The organism is Fictibacillus halophilus, from assembly GCF_042680145.1.
Taxonomy (GTDB): domain Bacteria; phylum Bacillota; class Bacilli; order Bacillales; family Fictibacillaceae; genus Fictibacillus; species Fictibacillus halophilus_A.
This window is the reverse complement of the sequence record NZ_JBHTNQ010000007.1, coordinates 1-20974: the sequence shown is the minus strand read 5'-3', so window position 1 is coordinate 20974 and position 20974 is coordinate 1. Positions and strand designations below refer to the sequence as shown.

Annotated in this window: 22 protein-coding genes and 1 rRNA gene; 15 read left to right on the top strand and 8 right to left on the bottom strand. The window is 40.1% G+C overall.

The window, feature by feature from the left end; all coding sequences use genetic code 11:
• Positions 1-4: 4 nt before the first annotated feature.
• The 3 genes from ACFQ4X_RS17705 (at position 5) to ACFQ4X_RS17695 (ending at position 3654) form a co-directional block, all read left to right on the top strand.
• Positions 5-1600 (top strand): ABC transporter substrate-binding protein, encoded by a 1596-nt coding sequence (locus tag ACFQ4X_RS17705; protein ID WP_379837508.1) that lies wholly within the window; start codon positions 5-7, stop codon positions 1598-1600.
• A gap of 103 nt (positions 1601-1703) precedes the next feature.
• Positions 1704-2708, top strand: a complete 1005-nt coding sequence (locus tag ACFQ4X_RS17700) for an ABC transporter permease (RefSeq protein ID WP_379837506.1) — start codon at positions 1704-1706, stop codon at positions 2706-2708.
• 13 nt (positions 2709-2721) lie between these two features.
• The gene (locus ACFQ4X_RS17695; RefSeq protein ID WP_379837504.1) at positions 2722-3654 is read left to right on the top strand and encodes an ABC transporter permease; all 933 of its coding nucleotides are present in this window, start codon (positions 2722-2724) and stop codon (positions 3652-3654) included.
• A 46-nt stretch (positions 3655-3700) separates the two neighbouring features.
• Here the strand turns inward: ACFQ4X_RS17695 and ACFQ4X_RS17690 are convergent, their stop codons facing one another.
• The 3 genes from ACFQ4X_RS17690 to ACFQ4X_RS17680 all read right to left on the bottom strand — a co-directional run bounded on the left by ACFQ4X_RS17690 (position 3701) and on the right by ACFQ4X_RS17680 (position 7540).
• Positions 3701-4576, bottom strand: a complete 876-nt coding sequence (locus ACFQ4X_RS17690) for a nuclease-related domain-containing protein (RefSeq protein ID WP_379837502.1) — start codon at positions 4574-4576, stop codon at positions 3701-3703.
• A 395-nt stretch (positions 4577-4971) separates the two neighbouring features.
• Positions 4972-6042: an FUSC family protein gene (locus ACFQ4X_RS17685; RefSeq protein WP_066294531.1), complete on the bottom strand. Its 1071-nt coding sequence runs from the start codon at positions 6040-6042 to the stop codon at positions 4972-4974.
• A gap of 211 nt (positions 6043-6253) precedes the next feature.
• A complete protein-coding gene (locus tag ACFQ4X_RS17680; RefSeq protein ID WP_379837500.1) occupies positions 6254-7540 on the bottom strand; it encodes a glutamate-1-semialdehyde 2,1-aminomutase in 1287 nt (428 codons plus the stop codon).
• Positions 7541-8043: 503 nt separating this feature from the next.
• Here ACFQ4X_RS17680 and ACFQ4X_RS17675 point away from each other — a divergent pair.
• Genes ACFQ4X_RS17675 through ACFQ4X_RS17665 form a run of 3 tightly spaced genes read left to right on the top strand, consistent with a single transcriptional unit; the run spans position 8044 to position 10636 of the window.
• Complete coding sequence (locus tag ACFQ4X_RS17675; protein WP_379837498.1) at positions 8044-9060, top strand: ABC transporter ATP-binding protein; 1017 nt, start codon at positions 8044-8046, stop codon at positions 9058-9060.
• Positions 9053-9844 carry an ABC transporter permease gene (locus ACFQ4X_RS17670; RefSeq protein WP_379837496.1) on the top strand — a complete coding sequence of 264 codons (792 nt, stop codon included), beginning with the start codon at positions 9053-9055 and terminating at the stop codon, positions 9842-9844. Before ACFQ4X_RS17675 ends, ACFQ4X_RS17670 begins: the two co-directional genes overlap by 8 nt.
• Before the next feature lie 6 nt (positions 9845-9850).
• Entirely contained in the window at positions 9851-10636 is a 786-nt protein-coding gene (locus ACFQ4X_RS17665) for an ABC transporter permease (protein ID WP_379837494.1), read from the top strand.
• 39 nt (positions 10637-10675) lie between these two features.
• Here ACFQ4X_RS17665 and ACFQ4X_RS17660 read toward each other — a convergent pair whose 3' ends face one another.
• From ACFQ4X_RS17660 to ACFQ4X_RS17650, 3 genes are read right to left on the bottom strand one after another with little or no spacing between them, the layout of a single operon-like run.
• A complete protein-coding gene (locus tag ACFQ4X_RS17660) occupies positions 10676-11596 on the bottom strand; it encodes an ABC transporter permease (RefSeq protein WP_379837492.1) in 921 nt (306 codons plus the stop codon).
• On the bottom strand, positions 11586-12512 hold the full coding sequence (locus ACFQ4X_RS17655; protein WP_379837490.1) for an ABC transporter permease subunit: 927 nt from the start codon (positions 12510-12512) through the stop codon (positions 11586-11588). Before ACFQ4X_RS17655 ends, ACFQ4X_RS17660 begins: the two co-directional genes overlap by 11 nt.
• Positions 12513-12529: 17 nt before the next feature.
• Complete coding sequence (locus ACFQ4X_RS17650; protein ID WP_379837488.1) at positions 12530-13573, bottom strand: ArsR/SmtB family transcription factor; 1044 nt, start codon at positions 13571-13573, stop codon at positions 12530-12532.
• Between the two features lie 249 nt (positions 13574-13822).
• Here ACFQ4X_RS17650 and ACFQ4X_RS17645 point away from each other — a divergent pair, with 249 nt between their 5' ends.
• The 3 genes from ACFQ4X_RS17645 to bcp all read left to right on the top strand — a co-directional run bounded on the left by ACFQ4X_RS17645 (position 13823) and on the right by bcp (position 15653).
• Positions 13823-14371 (top strand): NADPH-dependent FMN reductase, encoded by a 549-nt coding sequence (locus ACFQ4X_RS17645; RefSeq protein WP_379837486.1) that lies wholly within the window; start codon positions 13823-13825, stop codon positions 14369-14371.
• 332 nt (positions 14372-14703) lie between these two features.
• Positions 14704-15120: an ion channel gene (locus ACFQ4X_RS17640; protein ID WP_379837484.1), complete on the top strand. Its 417-nt coding sequence runs from the start codon at positions 14704-14706 to the stop codon at positions 15118-15120.
• 62 nt (positions 15121-15182) lie between these two features.
• Positions 15183-15653: a thioredoxin-dependent thiol peroxidase gene (gene bcp, locus ACFQ4X_RS17635; protein WP_379837482.1), complete on the top strand. Its 471-nt coding sequence runs from the start codon at positions 15183-15185 to the stop codon at positions 15651-15653.
• A 26-nt stretch (positions 15654-15679) separates the two neighbouring features.
• Here the strand turns inward: bcp and ACFQ4X_RS17630 are convergent, their stop codons facing one another.
• Positions 15680-15859: an H-type small acid-soluble spore protein gene (locus ACFQ4X_RS17630; protein ID WP_379837480.1), complete on the bottom strand. Its 180-nt coding sequence runs from the start codon at positions 15857-15859 to the stop codon at positions 15680-15682.
• Positions 15860-16002: 143 nt separating this feature from the next.
• On the opposite strand from ACFQ4X_RS17630, the gene ACFQ4X_RS17625 reads away from it, so the two are divergent.
• From ACFQ4X_RS17625 to perR, 4 genes are all read left to right on the top strand, one after another.
• Complete coding sequence (locus tag ACFQ4X_RS17625; RefSeq protein ID WP_379837478.1) at positions 16003-17112, top strand: aminopeptidase; 1110 nt, start codon at positions 16003-16005, stop codon at positions 17110-17112.
• Between the two features lie 84 nt (positions 17113-17196).
• Positions 17197-18147: a D-2-hydroxyacid dehydrogenase gene (locus ACFQ4X_RS17620; protein ID WP_379837476.1), complete on the top strand. Its 951-nt coding sequence runs from the start codon at positions 17197-17199 to the stop codon at positions 18145-18147.
• Position 18148: 1 nt separating this feature from the next.
• The gene (locus ACFQ4X_RS17615; RefSeq protein ID WP_379837474.1) at positions 18149-18697 is read left to right on the top strand and encodes a cob(I)yrinic acid a,c-diamide adenosyltransferase; all 549 of its coding nucleotides are present in this window, start codon (positions 18149-18151) and stop codon (positions 18695-18697) included.
• A gap of 107 nt (positions 18698-18804) precedes the next feature.
• A complete protein-coding gene (gene perR, locus ACFQ4X_RS17610) occupies positions 18805-19236 on the top strand; it encodes a peroxide-responsive transcriptional repressor PerR (protein ID WP_077364684.1) in 432 nt (143 codons plus the stop codon).
• Positions 19237-19268: 32 nt separating this feature from the next.
• On the opposite strand, the gene ACFQ4X_RS17605 is transcribed toward perR, so the two are convergent.
• Positions 19269-19634, bottom strand: a complete 366-nt coding sequence (locus tag ACFQ4X_RS17605; protein ID WP_066286256.1) for a YgzB family protein — start codon at positions 19632-19634, stop codon at positions 19269-19271.
• Positions 19635-19754: 120 nt separating this feature from the next.
• Between ACFQ4X_RS17605 and ACFQ4X_RS17600 the strand changes: the two genes are divergently transcribed.
• Positions 19755-20621: a nucleotidyltransferase-like protein gene (locus tag ACFQ4X_RS17600; RefSeq protein WP_379837471.1), complete on the top strand. Its 867-nt coding sequence runs from the start codon at positions 19755-19757 to the stop codon at positions 20619-20621.
• 265 nt (positions 20622-20886) lie between these two features.
• Positions 20887-20974: ribosomal RNA gene (locus tag ACFQ4X_RS17595) — 16S ribosomal RNA — on the top strand; the annotation flags it as partial.

Sequence of the window (20974 nt, the reverse complement as noted above, 5' to 3'; positions counted from 1 at the left end):
GAAGATGAAGAAAAGTCTATTAACTTTATTTGCTTTAATGCTTGCTTTATCGCTTGCTTTGGCAGGATGTTCATCAGGCAGTAAAAGCGGAGGAGACGACGAGAAAGTCGATCCGAACAATGTTATGATCTACGGTCGCGGCGGGGACTCTGTTGCACTTGATCCAGCTGTTGTTACTGACGGTGAATCTTTCATCGTTACAGAACAAATCTATGAGCCGCTAGTAAACTACGGCAAAGACAACACAGATATCGTTCCTGGTCTTGCGAAAGAATGGAAGATTTCTGATGATGGCTTAACGTACACATTCACACTTGAAGAAGGCGTTAAGTTCCATGATGGCGAGAAGTTCAATGCTGACGCAGTAGTTAAGAACTTTGACCGCTGGGCACAAAGTAAAGATGGCGAAAAATTCGCTTACTACGGATCTATGTTTGGTGGATTTGAAGGTGACGAAGGACACGTAATTAAAGATGTTAAAGCAGAAGGTGACTACACAGTAGTTATTACACTGAACAAGCCTCAAGCTCCATTCCTAAAGAACGTAGCTATGAGCCCGTTCGCAATCGCGAGCCCTAAATCTTTAGATGGCGACAAGTTAAGCAAACAGCCAGTTGGTACTGGACCTTTCAAATTCAAGAGCTGGAAGCCAAATGACACAATCGTACTTGAAAAGAACGCTGATTACTGGATGGATGGTCTTCCAAAACTTGATGGTGTAACTTTCAAAGTAATTAAAGATAACTCTTCTCGTTTAAATGCTTTAACTAAAGGCGAGATCGACTTAATGGATGCTCTTAATCCATCTGATATGAAAAAAGTAACAGATAACGGAAAACTTCAATTGTTCGAACGTCCTTCAATGAACGTTGGTTACTTAGGATTTAACGTTGAAAAAGCACCATTTGATAAGAAAGAAGTTCGTCAAGCGATCAGCCACTTGATCGACAAGCAAGCGATCATCGACAACTTCTATGAAGGAACTGCTGAGCCGGCTAAAAACCCAATGCCTCCTTCAATCGCTGGTTACAACGATGAAATCCAAGACCGTGAGTATGACGAAGCTAAAGCTAAAGAACTTTTAGATAAAGCAGGATTAGAAAAAGGATTTGAAATGGATCTATGGGCAATGCCAGTAGCTCGTCCATACATGCCAAACGGCCAAAAAGTAGCTGAAGCAATTCAAGCAAAACTTGCAAAAGTTAATATCAAAGCTAACATCGTAACTTTTGAGTGGGGTACTTACCTTGAGAAAGTTCAAAAAGGTGAAGCGCCAATGTTCATGTTAGGCTGGACTGGTGACAATGGAGATGCGGATAACTTCCTTTATACGCTTCTTGACAAAGACACAATCGACTCTAACAACTACTCTCGTTACGCTAACGAAGAAGTTCATAAGCTTTTAGTTGAAGCACAAACAACAGCTGATGAAGCGAAGCGTGAAGAACTTTACAAAAAAGCTCAAGTAATTATTCATGAAGATGCTCCATGGGTGCCGCTTGTTCACTCTAAGCCTCAATTAGCAGGAGTAAGCAAAATCAAAGGATTCGTTCCACATCCAACTGGATCTCAATCTTTCGTGGATGTATCTTTCGAATAAGGTATGGCGGGGAGTATGGCCTAAAATAGCCTGCTCCCCTTTTTTTGCAAAATGACTTATTACCCTATCATACTTGTAATTCTTCGGAGAAAGAGGTGACCCTATGTTTGCCTATACTATCAGACGGTTAGCAACGCTCGTTCCTGTACTTCTAGGAATGACATTTATAGTTTTTATGATGATTCGTGCTATCCCGGGGAATCCAGCACAATTAATCTTAGGGCAGCAGGCCACAAAAGAAGCCGTTGCATCATTAACAAAGCGACTTGGGTTAGATCAGCCTTGGTACACACAATTTATCGATTATTTAAAAGGTCTATTTACTGGAGATCTAGGAGTTTCACTTAAAACGAACGTACCGATCGCAGAGGAAATCTGGCCATATTTAGCAGCGACTATTGAATTAGCGCTTGTAGCGATGATCATCGCAATTGTAATTGGTATTAATGCTGGTATCGTATCAGCTTGGTTCCAAAATTCATGGTTTGACTATGCGGCAATGGTGCTCGCTTTAATAGGGATTTCTATGCCGATCTTCTGGCTCGGTTTGATGGAGCAATATGTATTTTCTATCCACTTTGATTTATTGCCTACCACTGGCCGTGATAATATTCGTGTCCCGGTAGATCCAATAACGCACTTATATCTAATCGATACTCTGATTCAAGGCAGAATGGATCAGTTTGTGGAAGTAGTTAAACACCTTATCTTACCTGGTGTGGCCCTTGGAACGATCCCAATGGCAATCATTGCGCGTATGACACGATCAAGTATGCTTGAAGTAATGCGTTCTGATTATATTCGTACCGCTCGTGCAAAAGGGATGAAAATGTTCTGGGTCGTTTACAAGCATTCATTGAAAAATGCTTTAATTCCGGTTGTAACGGTTATCGGATTGCAAACAGGATTGCTTCTAGGTGGAGCTATTCTGACAGAAACAATCTTCGGATGGCCTGGTATTGGTACGTATATTTACGATGCTATCTCTTACCGTGATTATCCGGTTATTCAATCAGGTATTCTTGTGGTGGCTACCATCTTTGTATTAATTAACTTACTCGTGGATCTGCTCTATGCAGCAATTGATCCGAGAATTAAATTTAAGTAGGAGGGATTAGAGAATGTCAGAACTAACTAGATCACAACCTCCCGTAGTCCCGCAGCCGGATCCGCAGCCTCAGCATATGCCAGTGGAACCTGTGGAAGACAAAGTAATCTCTCCTTGGAAAGATGCTTGGAGAAGTTTTAAAAAGAATAAAATAGCACTTGTCGGCCTGTCGATCGTATCCTTTTTTATTGTAATTGCGCTGCTCGCAGATGTGCTGGCTCCATACGAATATAGTAATGTAGAGCTGAAAGACAAACATATCTCGCCATCGGCTGAACACTGGTTCGGAACAGACGAATTTGGCCGTGATATCTTAAGCCGTATTATACACGGTGCACGCATTTCTTTATGGGTTGGCTTTTTCTCAGTAGCAGGTTCTGTAATCGTAGGTTCATTGCTTGGTATCGTAGCAGGTTATTACGGGAAATGGGTGGATGGCATCATCTCGCGTATTTTCGATATCTTGCTTGCGTTCCCGAGTATCTTGCTTGCGATCGCAGTAGTATCTGTACTAGGACCATCCTTAAAGAATGCTTTGATTGCAATTGCAATTATCAACGTTCCAACGTTCGGACGTTTACTGCGTTCAAGGGTGCTTAGTGTAAAAGAAGAAGAATACATCACCGCAGCACGAGCAATTGGTATGAGTGACACGAGAATTCTCGTTCACCATATTTTGCCGAACAGCTTGGCTCCGATCATCGTTCAAGGAACACTTGCTATCGCAACAGCAATTATCGAAGCGGCAGCTCTAGGATTCTTGGGAATGGGTGCTCAGCCTCCGACTCCAGAGTGGGGTAAAATGCTTGCTGATTCGAAAGACTTCATCATCCAGGCACCATGGACGGTATTGTTCCCAGGTCTGGCAATCATGCTGACCGTATTAGGGTTCAACCTAATGGGTGACGGATTGCGTGATGCACTCGATCCACGGATGAAGAGCTAAAAAGGTAAAGGGAATGAGGAGGCTTGGCGTATGCTGAGCTTCTTTTTTATTGTTCTTTTTTTATGAGTGGCTCGAGGTGGTAATGGCGAGATTTAGTAGATCCAGTATAAGGTAGATTCATAGAACGTAGAAGATGGTTTGTTTGATTACTGGATTCCAAATTTAAATAATTCATGCATTCCCGATTCGTTATCTTTGTAGAAATAAGATAGGCATAGTCTTGTAACGCTGTTATATGAGCTGTTTTTGATGAGGTTTTACAAGTGAGGCACCGCCAATTACCCCAGGTATATTTCATGATGGAAAAATCACATATAGGACAGAATACACCGTTTACCAATTCATTTTTGTTAATTTGAAAGAGTTCACAAACATCTGGATTGTAGGTTGAGTTTAATTTAGTTAGTAGTTTTGTAAGTTTCTTAATTTGCTTTTGTTCAAGAATCGCAATGGGGTATTTTTGTGAAAGGTTCTGGAATTTTTGTTGGAGACTTGAACTCTTTATCACCTTTTCAATAGCTTCTTTATAAGTAGGAGAGGCTTCAATAATTGCCGAAGGATGCGTCATGATAACAAGTGTTTCAATAGGAACAGAATTAAGCTTATATTGATTTAGAATCTTAGTAAGATGATAACTCTGTCGTTTAACCTGTTCTATGGGATTAGAGAATGATTCTCTTCTACCCTCGGAAGTCCTAATAAGTTGTGAAAACCGATCTTCAAAATAAAGATGACCAGCCAGATGTTTTATCTCAAGGATTGTAATGAAACTAGGATTAATAAGTATTGTATCTATCTGGAAAAAATAATCATCATGTAGGATGCGTATTCCATGGAGGTAGTAAATAAGACCTTTTGGTAAATAACGATAAAAATAGTCAAGGGATTGCTCACCTTTAAAACCAGATGAGTGTTTTTTCAATTGTTCTTGAAGTACTTGTCTTCTACTATGAGTTTGAGGAACTCTCTTTATCAGTTTTGAGAGTTTTATAATAAAAATGGGTGTCTTTCTCTTATTTTTAATAAAAACGCCTCCTAGTATTTTATGTTAGGGGAAATTGTTCTTAAGTTTGCCGCATTCTTTCGTTTGAAGCAAAGTTGGAAATTCTTAATTTGGAAGATAAAACCTGATAATTCCTGAAATTTTGTATATAATCCCGCGAGAATTGAGTTTAATTCCGCGAGTTTTAATTAGAATCCCGCGAGTTTTGAGCTTATACCCGCAAGTCTAACAAACATCAACAAAATACAAGGCCAAGTGAACCGCTGATCCACAACAAAAAAACCAGCCCCCACAAAAAGGGCTGGTTTCCTTATCTAATCTTCAAATCGCTGATCCAATTGAACTTCGCTGTCGTCCTGATGGTAGTTTTTAAAGCTTTCTACCAAAGTGTTCAGGTGTTCGAGCTGGTCACTGTAATCGATAATTAGCGCGAAAACAGGGAATAGCTGAATCCATTCTTCGTTTTCTGGACTTTTGTAATAGCTCATGATGCATTTCATAAGCGACTTCTTGCTGATTTCGTCGTCCATGTCGAGTGTGTGCTGCGCTCTGATTTTATCCGTGTATTTCAGCAGCATTTGTTCGTGGAAGTTCGTTAATCCATCGAGCTTAAGCTGAATCAGTTCCTGAAGCGGTTCAGGCATGTTGTATAATTCGTTCTCATGCCGGTGCAGGCTCTTCAGCAGCTCCAGCGCTTTGTTGGTTGTCTGAATCATCTGCCTGTAGAGTACAAGCTTCCGGGTTTTTGAATATTTGTTCGTCCTGAAATAAGTTCGTTCTTCTTTATATAATAAATAGTATTGATCCATCTTAAAGCGGTTTTCTTTTAGATGAGTCAAATCTTCCTTAATAGCATTATGTTCTGATGCGTGTCTCGTGACCATGCGAATCCATTTAATAATTTCATCGGTATGACCTGAGATCTTATAATACAATTTTGTTTCGTATTTAGGAGGCATAAATACCAGGTTTACTAAAAATGCGGATAGAACACCGAGCATAATGAGCAGAAACCGGTCCACTGCAAAACCAATAAAGTTCTCTGTGTGGCTCTCCATAATCACGATTACCGTAACAATTGATAACGGGATTGTTTTTTCAATTTTCATCTTTAAGTTGGCTGCGATAACGAGTACAACGACAAATCCAATTACAAACGGGTTATTGCCTAGCAAAATAACAAAAATAATAGCAAAAATAGCACCTACAAGATTCCCTTGAATCTGTTCCAATATAGTTTGATACGACCTGTAGATCGAAGGCTGAATCGCGAATGTTGCAGCAATAGCCGCGTATACCGGCTGATCCAGTTGAAACATCATTGCCAGGTAGATCGATAACGATATGGCTAAACCCGTTTTAATCATTCGGGCTCCTAATTTCATAACTGCGATAATTCCTTTCTCATAAAAAATGTTAATAATCTCAAACACTATAAACTGTTTTGTAAGTTTAATCAAGTCAGAGTGTGTTAACAAATTGTGAAAATTACAGACTTACATACCGTATGAAAAGACGCCGGTATTTATTACTTGTTTTCCCATAAAACAAAAAAAGAATCCGTGATTGGACGGATTCTTAATACAACTATAAATACTAAAGTCTGCTGAATGCTTTTCCAGCTGCTTCAATCGTTGCCATAACGTCTTCTTCAGTATGAGCAGTTGTTAAGAACATCGCTTCATACTTAGAAGGTGCAAGGTTGATGCCTTCGTTAAGCATCTGTTTAAAATACCTTCCGAAAATCTCTCCATCTGTTGCTTCAGCCTGCTCATAATTAACGATCTTTTCATCTGTGAAATAAAGAGTTAATGCACCTTTCAAGCGGTTGATGCTCACTGAAACATTATGTTTCTCAGCTTGTTCTAGCAATCCTTTTTCTAGAATCGCACCTAAACGATCCATCTCCTCGTATACACCTTCTTGCTGCAATACTTCCAAGCATGCAATTCCCGCTGAAATGGAAGCTGGATTTCCAGCCATCGTTCCTGCTTGATATGCGGGTCCAAGCGGGGCTACTTTTTCCATGATCTCTTTTTTGCCGCCGTATGCACCGATTGGAAGTCCGCCGCCGATAATTTTGCCGAGTGCTGTCATGTCTGGCTTCACACCAAGTAAATCTTGCGCGCCTCCATACATAAAGCGGAAAGCAGTAATAACTTCATCGTAGATAACAAGAGCACCATGCTCGTGGGTAATATCATTAACTGCTTGTAAAAAACCTTCTTGTGGCTCAACGATTCCGAAGTTCCCAACGATCGGTTCCACCAGGACAGCAGCAATCTGGTCGCCCCATTTGTCCATGGCAGCACGGTATGCATCAACATCGTTAAAAGGAACAGTGATAACCTCTTGTGCAATACTTTTCGGAACGCCTGCAGAATCTGGGGTACCCAGTGTGGATGGACCAGAACCAGCAGCAACAAGGACTAGATCAGAATGACCGTGGTAGCAGCCTGCAAATTTAATGATCTTATCGCGGCCGGTATAGGCACGGGCAACGCGGATTGTCGTCATAACCGCTTCAGTTCCAGAGTTTACAAAGCGGACTTTGTCCATGGCTGGCATGGCTTCTTTAAGCATTTTTGCAAATTTAACTTCAAGTGCAGTAGGTGTACCATAAAGCACGCCGTTTTCAGCAGCTTTAACAATCGCTCTTGTTATATGCGGGTGAGCATGTCCAGTAATAATAGGACCATATGCCGCAAGATAATCAATATAGCGGTTGCCATCCTCATCCCAAAAATAAGCACCTTCAGCGCGTTCCATAAAAACTGGTGCACCGCCTCCAACTGCTTTAAATGAACGGGAAGGGCTGTTTACACCGCCGACAATATGTAAGAGAGCTTCATCATAAAGAGCTTCAGATCGAGAGTGATTCATATATATAATTCCTCCTAAAAGACTAATAAACCTTGAGTACAACTAGTATTGTAGCATGAAAAAGGGATACAGACAGGCATGGAAAACTATATGCTATTTTCTCAACTATTTGAGTTTTAGAAGATGTATAGGATACACTATCTTAGTGCTTGAGTTTCTCTAAAGGAAACTCTAAATTTTGCTTTGCAAAATTACAAACACTAAAAATACCTTACTTATTTTAAAAGGCTCTTCTTTAAAAGATTGTTGCTTTTGAGTAATTTTGTTCCATTCACTTCTTTGACACGTTGATTGGAGTGCAAGGTGCGAGACTCCTGGGGGAGTAGCGGGACAGGTGAGCCTCCTAATGGTGCGGAGCGCCAAGGAGGCTCACCGCACGCCCCCCGGAAAGTGAGCATCCTGTAACGGAAATCAACTACTTTCAAGAGCGACAAAGTTTGCGAAAACAGCCTTATTAAAATAACTTATATTATTTCTTTTATTTATTTTGGAGGCTTCCTTATATGGAGAATATTATAGATGTTCAGAATCTGAAGAAAGAGTTTAAGTCCTTTTCGAGCCGGCAAGGTTTGAAGGGGGCGTTTCGTGATCTTTTCACACGAAATTACACGATAAAAACAGCGGTAGATGATATTTCTTTTTCTATTAAAAGAGGAGAGATGGTCGGATATATTGGTGAAAACGGAGCTGGTAAGTCTACTTCTATTAAAATGCTTACTGGCATCTTAACACCGACTGACGGCAAAATTGTTGTAAATGGCATGAATCCGCATAAAGAGCGGGAGAAATTCGTTAAGACGATCGGGGTTGTATTCGGCCAGCGTTCACAGCTATGGTGGGATATCGCGGTTCAGGAATCGTTCAGGCTGTTAAAGAAAATATACAACGTTCCTGATCAGCAATATGAAGAACATATGAAAGATGTGATCGAAACGCTCGATATCGGACCGCTTCTTGATAAGCCTGTCCGAAAGCTGTCACTCGGACAAAGAATGCGGTGTGAATTGGCAGCAGCTCTTATTCATAATCCGCCGCTTCTGTTTTTAGATGAGCCGACAATCGGTCTTGATGTTCTTGTGAAACTAAAGATTCGTGAGTTCTTAAAGCGCATCAACGAAAAGTATGGAACGACGATTCTTTTAACGACACATGACCTCTCAGATATTGAAGCTCTTTGTGAGCGGGTTGTCATGCTTGATGAAGGAAAGATTATTTATGATGGTCCGTTAAAAGAACTTCGTGAAAACTGGGCAGAAGGAAAACAGATTCAGTTCCAGTTCAGTGAAAAGGCATCATTGGAAGAATTGCAGAACCTAACGAAAGATCATCTTGTCGTTTGGGAACAAGGTGAAAGTGACCTTATTTGGGTAGCTTCTGTCGACAGTGATGAAACAGTGATATCAGGAGTTATCGGAAAAGTGACGGCTGTTAAAAAGATTGCAGATTTAAAGATTCTAGAGATCTCAACAGAGGAAATCATCCGTAACATCTATGTTGAAGGTGCTGTTCGTCATGGGTAAGTATATTGAAATGATCCGCATCCGTTTCTTAATGATGCTGGCTTACCGTACAAACTATTACAGCGGAATTTTAATCTACAGCATCAATATTGGAGCTTATTACTTTTTGTGGAGCGCGATCTATGGCGGGAAGGAAAACATTCAGGGCCTTTCGATCACACAGATGACCACATATATTGCAGTAGCTTGGATGGCAAGAGCCTTTTACTTTAATAACATAGACCGTGAGATTGCTATGGAAATTAAAGAAGGAAAAGTGGCGATCGAGATGGTTCGTCCTTATCCATATTTAAATATGAAGATGATGCAGGGACTAGGTGAAGGGATCTTCAGGTTACTATTCTTTTCTGTTCCTGGAATGGTTATTGTTGCGCTCGTTTTCCCAGTTGAGTTATCGGCTAACGCCTGGACTTGGATTTACTTCTTTATATCGATTGGCTTCAGCTTCATTATTAACACACAAATCAATCTGCTTGCCGGCATTGCTACGTTCTTCTTATTTAATAACGACGGACTGATCCGAGCAAAGCGTGTTGTGATCGATCTTTTCTCAGGGCTGATTCTGCCGCTTAGTTTTTATCCGATGTGGGCGCAGAATATTATGAGCTATCTTCCGTTTCAGGGGATCAGTTACATTCCGAGTATGATTTTTACTGAAGGGTTTAAAGGGTCTCAAGTATTTGAAGCTCTGATCAATCAGGCGGTCTGGTCAGCTATTTTAATTATCCCTGTGTATGTGCTCTGGATTTTAGCGAAGCGCCAGCTTGTGGTTCAAGGGGGATAGAAACAGATGGAATATTTATCGGTCTTTTTTCAATATGCAGGACAATATTTAAAAACAAGGCTTACTTACCGTGCCGATATGGTAGTGGAGATTTTTTCTGATTTTCTGTTTCAAGCCGTGAACCTCGTGTTTATCCTTGTTGTTTTCGGACATACGACACTCCTTGCAGGGTGGAGCAAGGACGAGATGATCTTTATCTATGGATTCTTCCTTGTACCGTTTGCGATATTTTCTTCCTTTTTTAACATATGGGATTTTACAGACCGTTATATTGTAAAAGGGGAGATGGACCGTATCCTAACTAGGCCAGTTCACAGTCTGTTTCAAATCGTGCTGGAGCGAATGGAGCTTGAATCATTATTTGGTGCTGTAACAGGACTGATTGTCATGTTTTATGCGGGTGGCAAGCTGGGTCTCGAGATCAGCTGGTACGACCCGTTTATCTTTCTGCTTCTTGTTTTAGGAGGAGCACTCGTATATGCGGGTATCTTCATCAGCCTTGCTACGATCGGATTCTGGTCGGATTCACGGACAGACATCATGCCTATGATGTATAACATCGGTAACTATGGGCGGTATCCGGTTGATATTTATAACAAAATCATTAAGTACGTGCTAACGTGGATTCTACCGTTTGCGTTTGTTGGTGTATACCCGGCCTCTTACTTTTTAGAAAGGGAAGAGTGGTATACGTATGCCTTCTTAACACCAGTTGTCGGACTCGTATTCTTTATGATTGCCGTAACTTTGTGGAATGTCGGTGTCACAAAATACCGCGGTGCAGGAAACTAAAGAAAACCGTTCTCCAAAAATAGGAGAGCGGTTTTTTGCTTAATAAAGAGTTCGTTTATCAAAGCTTTTCTCAAGACTTTTCGTCATAACGTTCACACATAAAATCAAAACGGTATAAGCGACAACAGGGATCATAACAACAAAAGGCTCCAGCATTAATTCTCGGTGATACATGCTGATCAGTCCAGTCCATTCGTTCGAGACAGTCGCATAGTTGTTGAATTGGTCATGCACCTGACCTGAAGTGATCTTAACCCCTCCGATAAATAGATGATAGATGGCTAAGTGAAGCATTAAAGTTAGCACTTGTGAAAATTGCCTGCCGGCGAGTACAAATAGCCGTGGCCACAAATGCGGCAGAATATGGCGTGCCGTAATTTGTAATGGGGATGCTCCCATGTGTTTTGCGCAAGTCACATATTCATTTTGAGATAATGAGTCAGCTGTTTCTGCAATTATTTTCCCTAATGGAAAGACCCCTACTGCAACAAGGACAACCAGCTGAATGACCAGTGTTTCTGTATAACTGAAAACAGACTGTGTTCTAAGCTCATAAAAAAGGAGCGGAGATAAAACAAGCAATACAATTAGTGATTGAGGTACAAATTGAAAGCCCTGCAGCAAGCCGCTCACCCAGCTTTTTTTAAACAAACGTTTAAAAACAAGTCCGCCAATAAATGAAAGCAGCATTCTTGTAAGTGTAATAACCAGAGCGAAGAAGATCGTATATTTTGCCCCATCCACTATTGCATAAAATAAATCTTTGCCATTTCTGTCGGTACCGAACCAATGCTCCGCAGATGGACTGAATGGCGGGATTTTCAATGACTTTTGATCGAAATTATATTTGAATTGTTCGACAGACGGTTCGGTCATAAAAATGGGCATGGTCATACTTATTAATAGAATGATAGTCAGCAAAACGGTTCCTAAATGAAAAGCGTTTAATTTACGAAGCATTTGAAATCCTCTCTTTCTTAATAAACAACTTTACCCCTTTTACCACTGCAAACAGAGGAAATGCGATAAGCATCAGCAGTGCAGCTCTCGTTTCAGCAGGCTGTTCACTAAGCAAAATTTGTATAATTCCATTCAAATTAAAGAGATATTCCAGGATGATTATCTGACTGAAAAGCAGGAGCATGATAAACGGAAGATGTATAGACAGTTCGGAAATTGTATTTTTTAAAAGGTGATGAAAGACTATATGTGAATTTGAAAGGCCTTTTGAACGTGCAAAGGTAATGTAGTCCTTTTCTATTTCGGTCTGGGATAATACGAGCTGGAGCCTGAATAAATAAATAGCCGGTACGATGCTCAATGTTATAACCGGTAACAAAATGGAAGGTTCTCTGCTCGATGTAAAAGGATTTGCTGCAAGGAACCCCGTTTTTTTATAGATCCAGACAACCGCTAATTGAATGCAAAACACAAAAAATAAATCAGGTAATGCTTCAAGAAGCTCGCTAATGCGTAATGCCGCTTTCTTAAATGAAGAGGGAAGAAGTTCTGCTATCCAGCCCAGCATAACAGCAAGGATGAATGCAGCTGCAAAGCTAATCAGCAACAAGATTAAAGTGTAAATAACAATATCCCAAACCTCAGGAAACAAAGGGATTTCATAGATCTCATTAACGAATTCGTAGGAAAGGTTTACGGGCATAGGCTCTATGATCATGTTTTGAGAATGGATGTATAAAGTAAGGGAATCAGGACTTGCGAGATTCTTAAGTGCCCCTGCCACGGACTCACCATATCTTAAAAGACTAAATTCAATCCCATCATCACCAGCGAGAAAGGATGGAACAGCAGCAATAAGAATAATGCTAGAGCATAGTAAAAATAATTGGTGAAGATTTAAGATTACTTTTCTCATATGAGGGCTCTCCTTTTTTAAGTTAAATCAGGCATAAAGATATATTCATCTAAGACTGGCTGCTGCATGAACTGCGTAACTTCTGTCCTTAAAGATTCCAAGCGGTCACGTTTTCCTGTGTAAAATACGTAATATCCTTTTCTTTGAGTTTCCACTAAGCCGCAAGAGAGTAATAGTTTTAAATGGCTTGATACAGTGGCTTCGGTTAATCCGAATTTATAGGCAAGCTGTTTCGTGCTGTATGGGTGATGAAGCAGATCCTGCAAAATCTTCAAACGGGTTGGTTCACTGAGTGCTTTTAACAGTGAAATTAAATCCTCGGGAGGCTCTTGGTCTTTTTCTGAATCAGGAACCGCAACATGAAGAGCAATTGCAACCCGGTCTTCGTTGCAGCAAAGCATGACGTGAGGTGTTGCGTAAGTAGACGGCTGGATGACGAGTCTAGGAAACTCTTCAAAGGAAAAGGTGTATACATCGTTCTTTTTTATCTTTATATTTTCGGACGTAACGGTTACATCGGGATGAATGCTGTTTAATGTTTCTATCTTTGAGCACATAAGTTCTTTCTTAAAATTGTCAGATGCCCTTGCTATCCAAGGAGTTATCCGGAAAAGCTCCTCCGCAAATAGGTGACGGTTATAGTCATAAAAGAAATCACAAAATCTGCTTTTCCAGCTCGCTGTTCTTAATAGAATGTCTTTTTCAATAGAGTGGAGGGGTGCAGTTGCCGGATTGTTCTTCCACTTCAGCAAGCTGTCTGTTCTATATTTCTCTCCGAGCAATAGATAAGCAAAAGTTAAGTCGGGAACTCTTGCTAACTTTTCAATTCCTTCTTCTACCGTTTCCTCGTTAAATTGAAATTCGTTTCGGATGTTTATAAAATACATCCAGTCATAAAAATGCGGTCCCCATTCCTTTATAAGCAGCGCGAGATCTTGAGGCAGTTTATTGAGCGCTCTTTCTGCCCATGCCTTTCTGTAAGGATGGTGTGAAGGGTTTTGAATAACGTGAAGACTGGTCATCATTTCGTTAAATGGTGAAAAATCAACAGATACGTGCATCAATTCTAACTTCCTCTCCGATTATTGTTTATTTTTGATTAGGTATGCATCTAATTAGTTTTTATAAATCCCAAAATTACAAATAATTTACATTTAGTTGGTAGCAAAGTCAATAATAATTTTCAAAAAAATCCTGACTAAAGTAGTGATTTTTTGTTTTTGAATTCGTTTTGCTGTTTGAACATGGTAAAAGTCTAGTAATATATGAGCGTACTACTTTTGAACATTGCAGAAATGAGGGATACATATATGAAGATCATGGTTATAGCAGGAAGCCCTACGGCAGAATCCAGAACACGGGGAATTGCTCAATATGCAGCTGAGGTACTGAGAGAAATGAATGTTGAAGTTTTATATTTCGATGTAGGAATTGACCGGCTTCCATTGTTTACAGGTGACGCAACGTCTGCAGAAAATGAAACAGTGAAAAAACTTGCGGATTACGCTGAACAAGCCGACGGCTTCTTCGTAACAAGCCCGGAATATCATAGCGGTATGAGCGGAGCATTAAAGAATGCACTTGATTTCTTAGGCGGAAAGCATTTTAAAAATAAGCCTTCAGCAATTGCGGTCGCAGCCGGCGGCGGAAAAGGCGGAATAAATGCACTGGCAAACCTTCGTACCGTATTGCGCGGAATTTATAGCTTAGTTATACCTGACCAATATGTGGCTGATCCCGTTAACTTTGATGAAGGAAACGTATTAGTTGATGAGCTGGCAAAGACGCGTGTGCGTGAATTGGCAACTCAACTGAAGGAATTAACGGAGCTTGTCTCTGCAAATAAAGCAAAGAATTAATAGCAAAGACAGCTTGCATAAATGAATGCGGGTTGTCTTTTTTCTTTAGGCTCATTTCTAAAAGCTTGTTGCTACTGATCATTTTTTCATTCACTTCATTGATAAGTTGATTGGAGAGCAAGGTGCGAGACTCCTTTGGGACGAGTGGGACAGGTGAGACTCCTAAAGGCGCAGAGCGCCAGGAGGCTCACCGCCCGCCCCACGGAAAGCGAGCATCCTGAAGCGGAAATCAACCACTTCCAAAAGCATACGAATACAGTCTTTCTTTAAAACTCGATAAAGGCTGTCCTATTCACATTGAAAATCTCATAAGATAAATTGAGGTGGAAAGAATGGGACATGGCGTATTGGTCATTTTATTAATAGCAAGTGCTGCCATCATTATGCGCAGTATATGGATGCTGTTTAAACACCCTGGTATAAAAGAGCATCTAATGCCAGCCAGTCATCTGCTGGTTTTATTCATTGTGTATGGAACAATTATTTCGGGTTTTGGAATGATATATGCTTTATTGTCCATTATGGGTTATCCGGTGATAAAACTGGAGCTGGAGCAAAGCGATTTCATCTCGTTTATTGAAGCTTGTATTTATTTTAGCAGTACGACGATTCTTTCGGTTGGATATGGGGATATTGTTCCAGTCGGTGCAGGAAGATGGATTGCGGCACTTCAGGCACTGATTGGCTATTTGTTGCCGATCGCATTTGTTCTCTCATCTGTTATTCACCATAATAGAACAGCAAAATAGTTGTTGAAGAAGCGGCAATTAGGCTACCCTTAAAAGAGATTTATTTTAAGGAGGCTTATTCAATGACTGTAGAAACCGGAACAAAAGCGCCTGATTTTAAACTGCCAGCCAGCAATGAGAAGGAAGTCCAGCTTTCTGATTTTAAAGGCAAGAATGTGGTTTTATATTTTTATCCGAAAGACATGACACCAGGATGTACAACACAGGCTTGTGATTTTAGAGATATGCATGGTGACTTCGAGGAGCAGAATACTGTTATCATTGGTATTAGTCCTGATCCGTTAAGTCGACACGATAAATTCATAGAGAAACACGGTCTGCCGTTTTTACTTCTGGCTGATGAGGATCATAAGGCTGCAGACTTGTATGATGTCTGGAAGCTTAAGAAGAACTTTGGGAAAGAATACATGGGGATTGAGAGATCAACTTTTATCATTGATAAAGAGGGGATCATTCAAAAGGAATATCGAAAAGTAAAAGTGAAAGATCATGTGCAAGATGCGCTAGAATTTATAAAAGAAAATTTATCATAAGAAAAAGCCCTGTATTAGGGGCTTTTTTAACTTTCCTGCAATTCATTAACAGGAATGTTCATTTCGTTATCCGGCTGTTCTCTTGTGTAAGCTCTTGCTGTTTGACTGTTTTCGTCAACAGATTGAAGCCAGACAGGAGTTCCATTATGTAAAACTTCGATCTCTTTTTCAGATTCAATAATTTGCTGAGCACGTGATACGTTCATATTTAATCACCTCCACGATATTTATTATGCAGCGGTGCAGATAATACTATGCTTTCATTTATAAAAAATAGGCAGGATTGCTCACCCATGATAAAATGAAATAGTGTGAATTTTATAACAGATAAATAATGGGGGTCTACATAATGAGAGATGATCGTTTAACAACATTAGCAAGAACATTGTTAACGCACTCACTTAAACTTGAAAAAGGTCAAAAGGTATTAATTACTTCTTTTATTGCAGGAAAGCCGCTAGTTAAAGAACTTGTTAAAGAAACATATAACATGGGAGCTTATCCGTACGTACAGCTTGTGGACGAAGAAATTTCCCGTGTTTTGCTGACGGGATCTTCGAAAGAACATACAGAGCCACAAGTGAAGTGGGATTTAGCGAGAATGGAAGACGTGGATGCTTATATCTCCATTCAATGTAAAAACAATGATTCAGAGTTTGCTGAAATTCCAAGTGATATTTTCCAAATGAAAGCCGAGTTGAATAAGCCGGTTCAAAACCTGATTATCAACGATCGCCAATGGGTATTGCTGAACTATCCAACAACAGGTCTAGCTCAAATGGCTAAAATGAGTCTAGAGAAATTTACTGACTTCGTGCTTGATGTGTGCAACGTCGATTATAAAGCGATGGCAGAAGCGCAAAAGCCTCTTCATGCATTGATGGAACGTACCGATAAAGTACGCATCACAGGACCAGGAACAGATTTAACGTTCTCTATTAAAGGTATTCCTGCTGTGATGTGTGCAGGCGAAAACAATATTCCTGATGGAGAGGTATTTACAGCGCCAGTCAAAGACAGCGTGAACGGAAAAATTACGTATAACACGCCTTGTCCATATCATGGAACAACATTTAATAATGTAAGCTTAACGTTTAAAGACGGAAAAATTGTTGAAGCTACTTCAGACAATACTGAGAAATTGAACGAAATCTTTGATACAGACGAAGGCGCACGTTATGTTGGTGAGTTTGCAATCGGTGTAAATCCATTGATCCAGCATCCGATGGGTGACATCTTATTCGACGAAAAGATTGGCGGCAGCATTCACTTTACACCAGGAAGAGCTTATCAAGATGCTTTTAATGGAAATGAATCAGGCATCCACTGGGATATGGTCCTCATTCAGCGACCGGAGTATGGCGGGGGCGAAATCTACTTCGATGATGTTTTAATCCGTAAAGACGGATTATTCGTTCTGCCTGAATTACAAGGATTGAATCCAGAAAACCTTAAATAAGCAGTGGAAAAAAACTAATATAAATTGCGGGATGCACTGTCCCGCTTTTTCTAATTCACTAATAATAAAAAGAAGGTGTTTTTTATGATACTTTCAAGTGGACGATTAAAAGATGAAATGAAAGAAGAACTTAAAGAGCGGTTTCCTGAAGAGGAGTTTCATTTTTACAACAAGATGAAAGAAGCTGTCGTGGATCTTGATCAAGCTGAAGTACTTATTTCTTACGGTGAAGATCTGACAGACGAACTAGTCGATAAGGCAAAATCGTTAAAATGGATTATGGTTATCTCTGCAGGACTGGATAAGATGCCTTTTAAAGCTCTTCAAGAAAAGGATATCCTCATTACAAACGCCAGAGGCATACATAAGACCCCGATGGCAGAATATACAATTTCAATGATGCTGCAAGTGTCGAGAAAAGCAAAAGAATTAATGGAAAATCAAAAAGAGCATAAGTGGGACCGAAAAGTTCCTATGACTGAAATTTCAGGACAAACAATCGGTATATTAGGAACGGGAGCAATCGGATCAGAAGTGGCGAGGCTGGCGAAAGCATTTAATATGAAGACGATTGGTTTTAACAGAAGAGGCGGATCAGTGCCGAACTTTGATGCAATCGTTGATCAAGAAGGAATAAACAAGCTGTATGAAGAAAGTGATTTTATTGTGAATGTGCTTCCTTCAACACCTTTAACAGAAAGGTTCATTGGGGCTGAGGCTTTTTCGCGGATGAAATCGTCTGCTGTACTTATAAACATTGGCCGCGGCACTACAATAGTTGAAAGTGAACTTATTGAAGCTCTCCGAGAAAAGAAAATTCATCATGCCGCTCTGGATGTTTTCGAAAAAGAACCGCTCTTTGAAGAAAGTCCGCTATGGGATATGGACAATGTGACCGTAACACCGCATCTATCTGGTATTTCACCGCAATATCAGGAAAGAGCAATTGAGATTTTTAGTGATAACCTTAAACTTTACCGGAAGAGCCGGCTTTCTGAGATGACCAATATCATTCCATATGATCGGGGGTATTAATATGAAGATTTACACAAAAACTGGGGATAAAGGAACAACATCTTTAATCTTTGGCGAAAGAGTATCAAAAAATGACATCAGGGTAGAAGCATATGGTACATGTGATGAAGCGAACAGTATGATTGGTCTTGGAATAAGTCAATTACCTGATGAAGATTGGGCAAAGCAAGCAGCGATCGTCATGCAAAAAGTTCAAACGGTTCTTTTTCATGTTGGTGCTGAACTTGCGACACCTTCAGGCAAAGAAGTATCATGGAAGCTGAAAGAAGATGACATTCGTTTTCTTGAGGAAACGATCGATAGCTGGCAGGATGGGCTAAAACCATTGAAGCAGTTTATATTGCCAGGAGGGTCTCCTTCTGCAAGTGCTCTGCATACAGCCAGAACGATTGCAAGACGGGCGGAGCGGCTAGCCGTAGGAGTGGAAGCTGTGAACCCTCTTGTTTTATCTTATTTAAACCGGCTATCAGACTTTTTATTCGTTGCTGCAAGATATGTAAACGAACAAATGCAGGTAAACGAACCTGTACTTCACGAAGATTTAACCTGAAAAGCGAGTGTTCCGTATACTTCAATTGACAAAACCTGTAGTTAAGCAGTAGACTAATTATAACGATTATAAAGTAATAATTCTTAAAGAAATGGGGTGCATGACGAATGTCTAGTGCAAAGATCAATGCTGCAATTGACAATTTAAAAGAAGCAGGTGTACGTATTACACCGCAGCGTCATGCTATCTTAGAGCATCTTATTCAATCGATGTCCCATCCAACTGCTGATGAGATCTATAAGGCGCTGGAAGGGAAGTTTCCAAATATGAGTGTTGCTACCGTCTATAATAATCTCCGTGTATTTAAAGAAGCGGGCCTTGTCAAAGAACTGACTTATGGAGATTCATCTAGCCGGTTTGATTGTGTGACAACGGATCACTACCATATCATCTGTGATTCTTGCGGAAAAATTGTAGATTTTCATTATCCAGGCTTAGATGAAGTAGAGAGTCTTGCTGAGTCGGTGACAGGCTTTGAAGTAGGTCGGCACCGGATGGAAATCTACGGCGTCTGCCCGGATTGCAAAAGAAAACATTAAAAAAAGCTGACTTCCTAAACGGAATGTCAGCTTTATCTATTTTCTTTACGCATTTGGCGTTTGGAATTGTATTTTTCATCAAACTCTTCGCCTTCAAGACCTTTATCCATCGTAAGCGGCTGATTACAGGACATACATGCATCAACACGGCCGAGAACTTTCGTTACTTTTCCACAATTCGGACAGACAACTTGCACTGCCTGAGTAGAGATCATTCCAATCCAAAAGTAAACACCAGCACTAGCGATCGTTGCAATAAAACCAATAACCATAAAAATAGACATTACGACAAAACTTGTCTTGAAAAACAGGCCTGCATACATGATGATAATACCTATAAACACAAGGCTTAAGGCAAACGTACGTATTTTATTAATTTTGCTCGTATACTTTATCATACCTGTCCCTCCTACGTTCATTAGTATAACATATGAACTCTAAAGAAAAGAAAAAGGATTTCTTTATTTGATGTTGAAAGATAACACACAGGATTTTGTTAATATGGGAGATGACCTTTAATGGACGATATTTTACGCCCCCTTTATCAGGAAAGAGCCAGCAACGAAAACACGTTAGGTGTTTTGGATGTTGAAAAGACAAAAGCATTTAGCCCAGGTACTGACCACTTTGACAGTATTCTTCTTATTATAGTAAAAGAATCTGATCAGCCGTGGATGATTAAACATTACGAGTTTCAATCTGGTTCAGCGGCCTTGCATGTGGTGACAGAAGAGCTATTGAATTCATGGCTCATGCTTGGCACTAATAAAAGAGCAGTTGACTGGGTAATGAACGGAAAAGTCCTTTTTAATCGAAACGAATACATAACGAGGTTAAGGGACAGGCTTCATGAATTTCCGGCAGAAGAGCGGACACATAAGATTGGACTTGAGTTCGCTAAACTTTTAAGACGCTATAATGATGGGAAGGAATTATTCCACTCTGGACAATATCTTGATGCTTTTAATAACATCATGCATGCCCTTCATCATTTAGCGCGTTTGTCTGTTATTGAACATGGTTATTATCCGGAGGTAACAGTTTGGAACCAAGTGAAAATGATCCAGCCTGAGATCTTCAAGCTTTATGAAGAGCTTGTAACAGGTGAGGAATCGATTGATAAAAGAATTGAGCTTCTCCTGCTTGCTTCTGAGTTTTCACTTTCTTCTAAAACAAAACTTGGAGCCAATCATTTACTAAGTGTTATTAAACAAAAAGACGAATGGGCTTACCATGAGTTAATGAAGCATAGTGAAGTACAGGATTATGCCATCGACCTTCCAATGCTTCTTACACATCTAAAAGATAAGGGATATATTAAGACGGTTAAACGGGAAACAAAGAGCAAAAACCTATACCACCGTTATTACGCGATAAAAGAATAAACTTTTTTACAAAAAGGTGTTGACCTGTTTATGAATATCGTGCTATATTATTTCTTGTCGCTGCGACACACAGAAACAATGTTGCAGTCGGGAAACACGGTAAAAAAACAGGTTGACATCTTATTTTTGAGATGTTATCCTAATAAAGTCGCCAAAACGAGCGACAAGCTTTAAACAAACAAGTTCTTTGAAAACTGAACAAAAGCAAAGGTAAGGAATTAAGAATTAATTCCGTCAGTTTTAAAACGAGAGCAAGTCAAACACTTTTATGGAGAGTTTGATCCTGGCTCAGGATGAACGCTGGCGGCGTGCCTAATACATGCAAGTCGAGCGAATGAAGAGGAGCTTGCTCC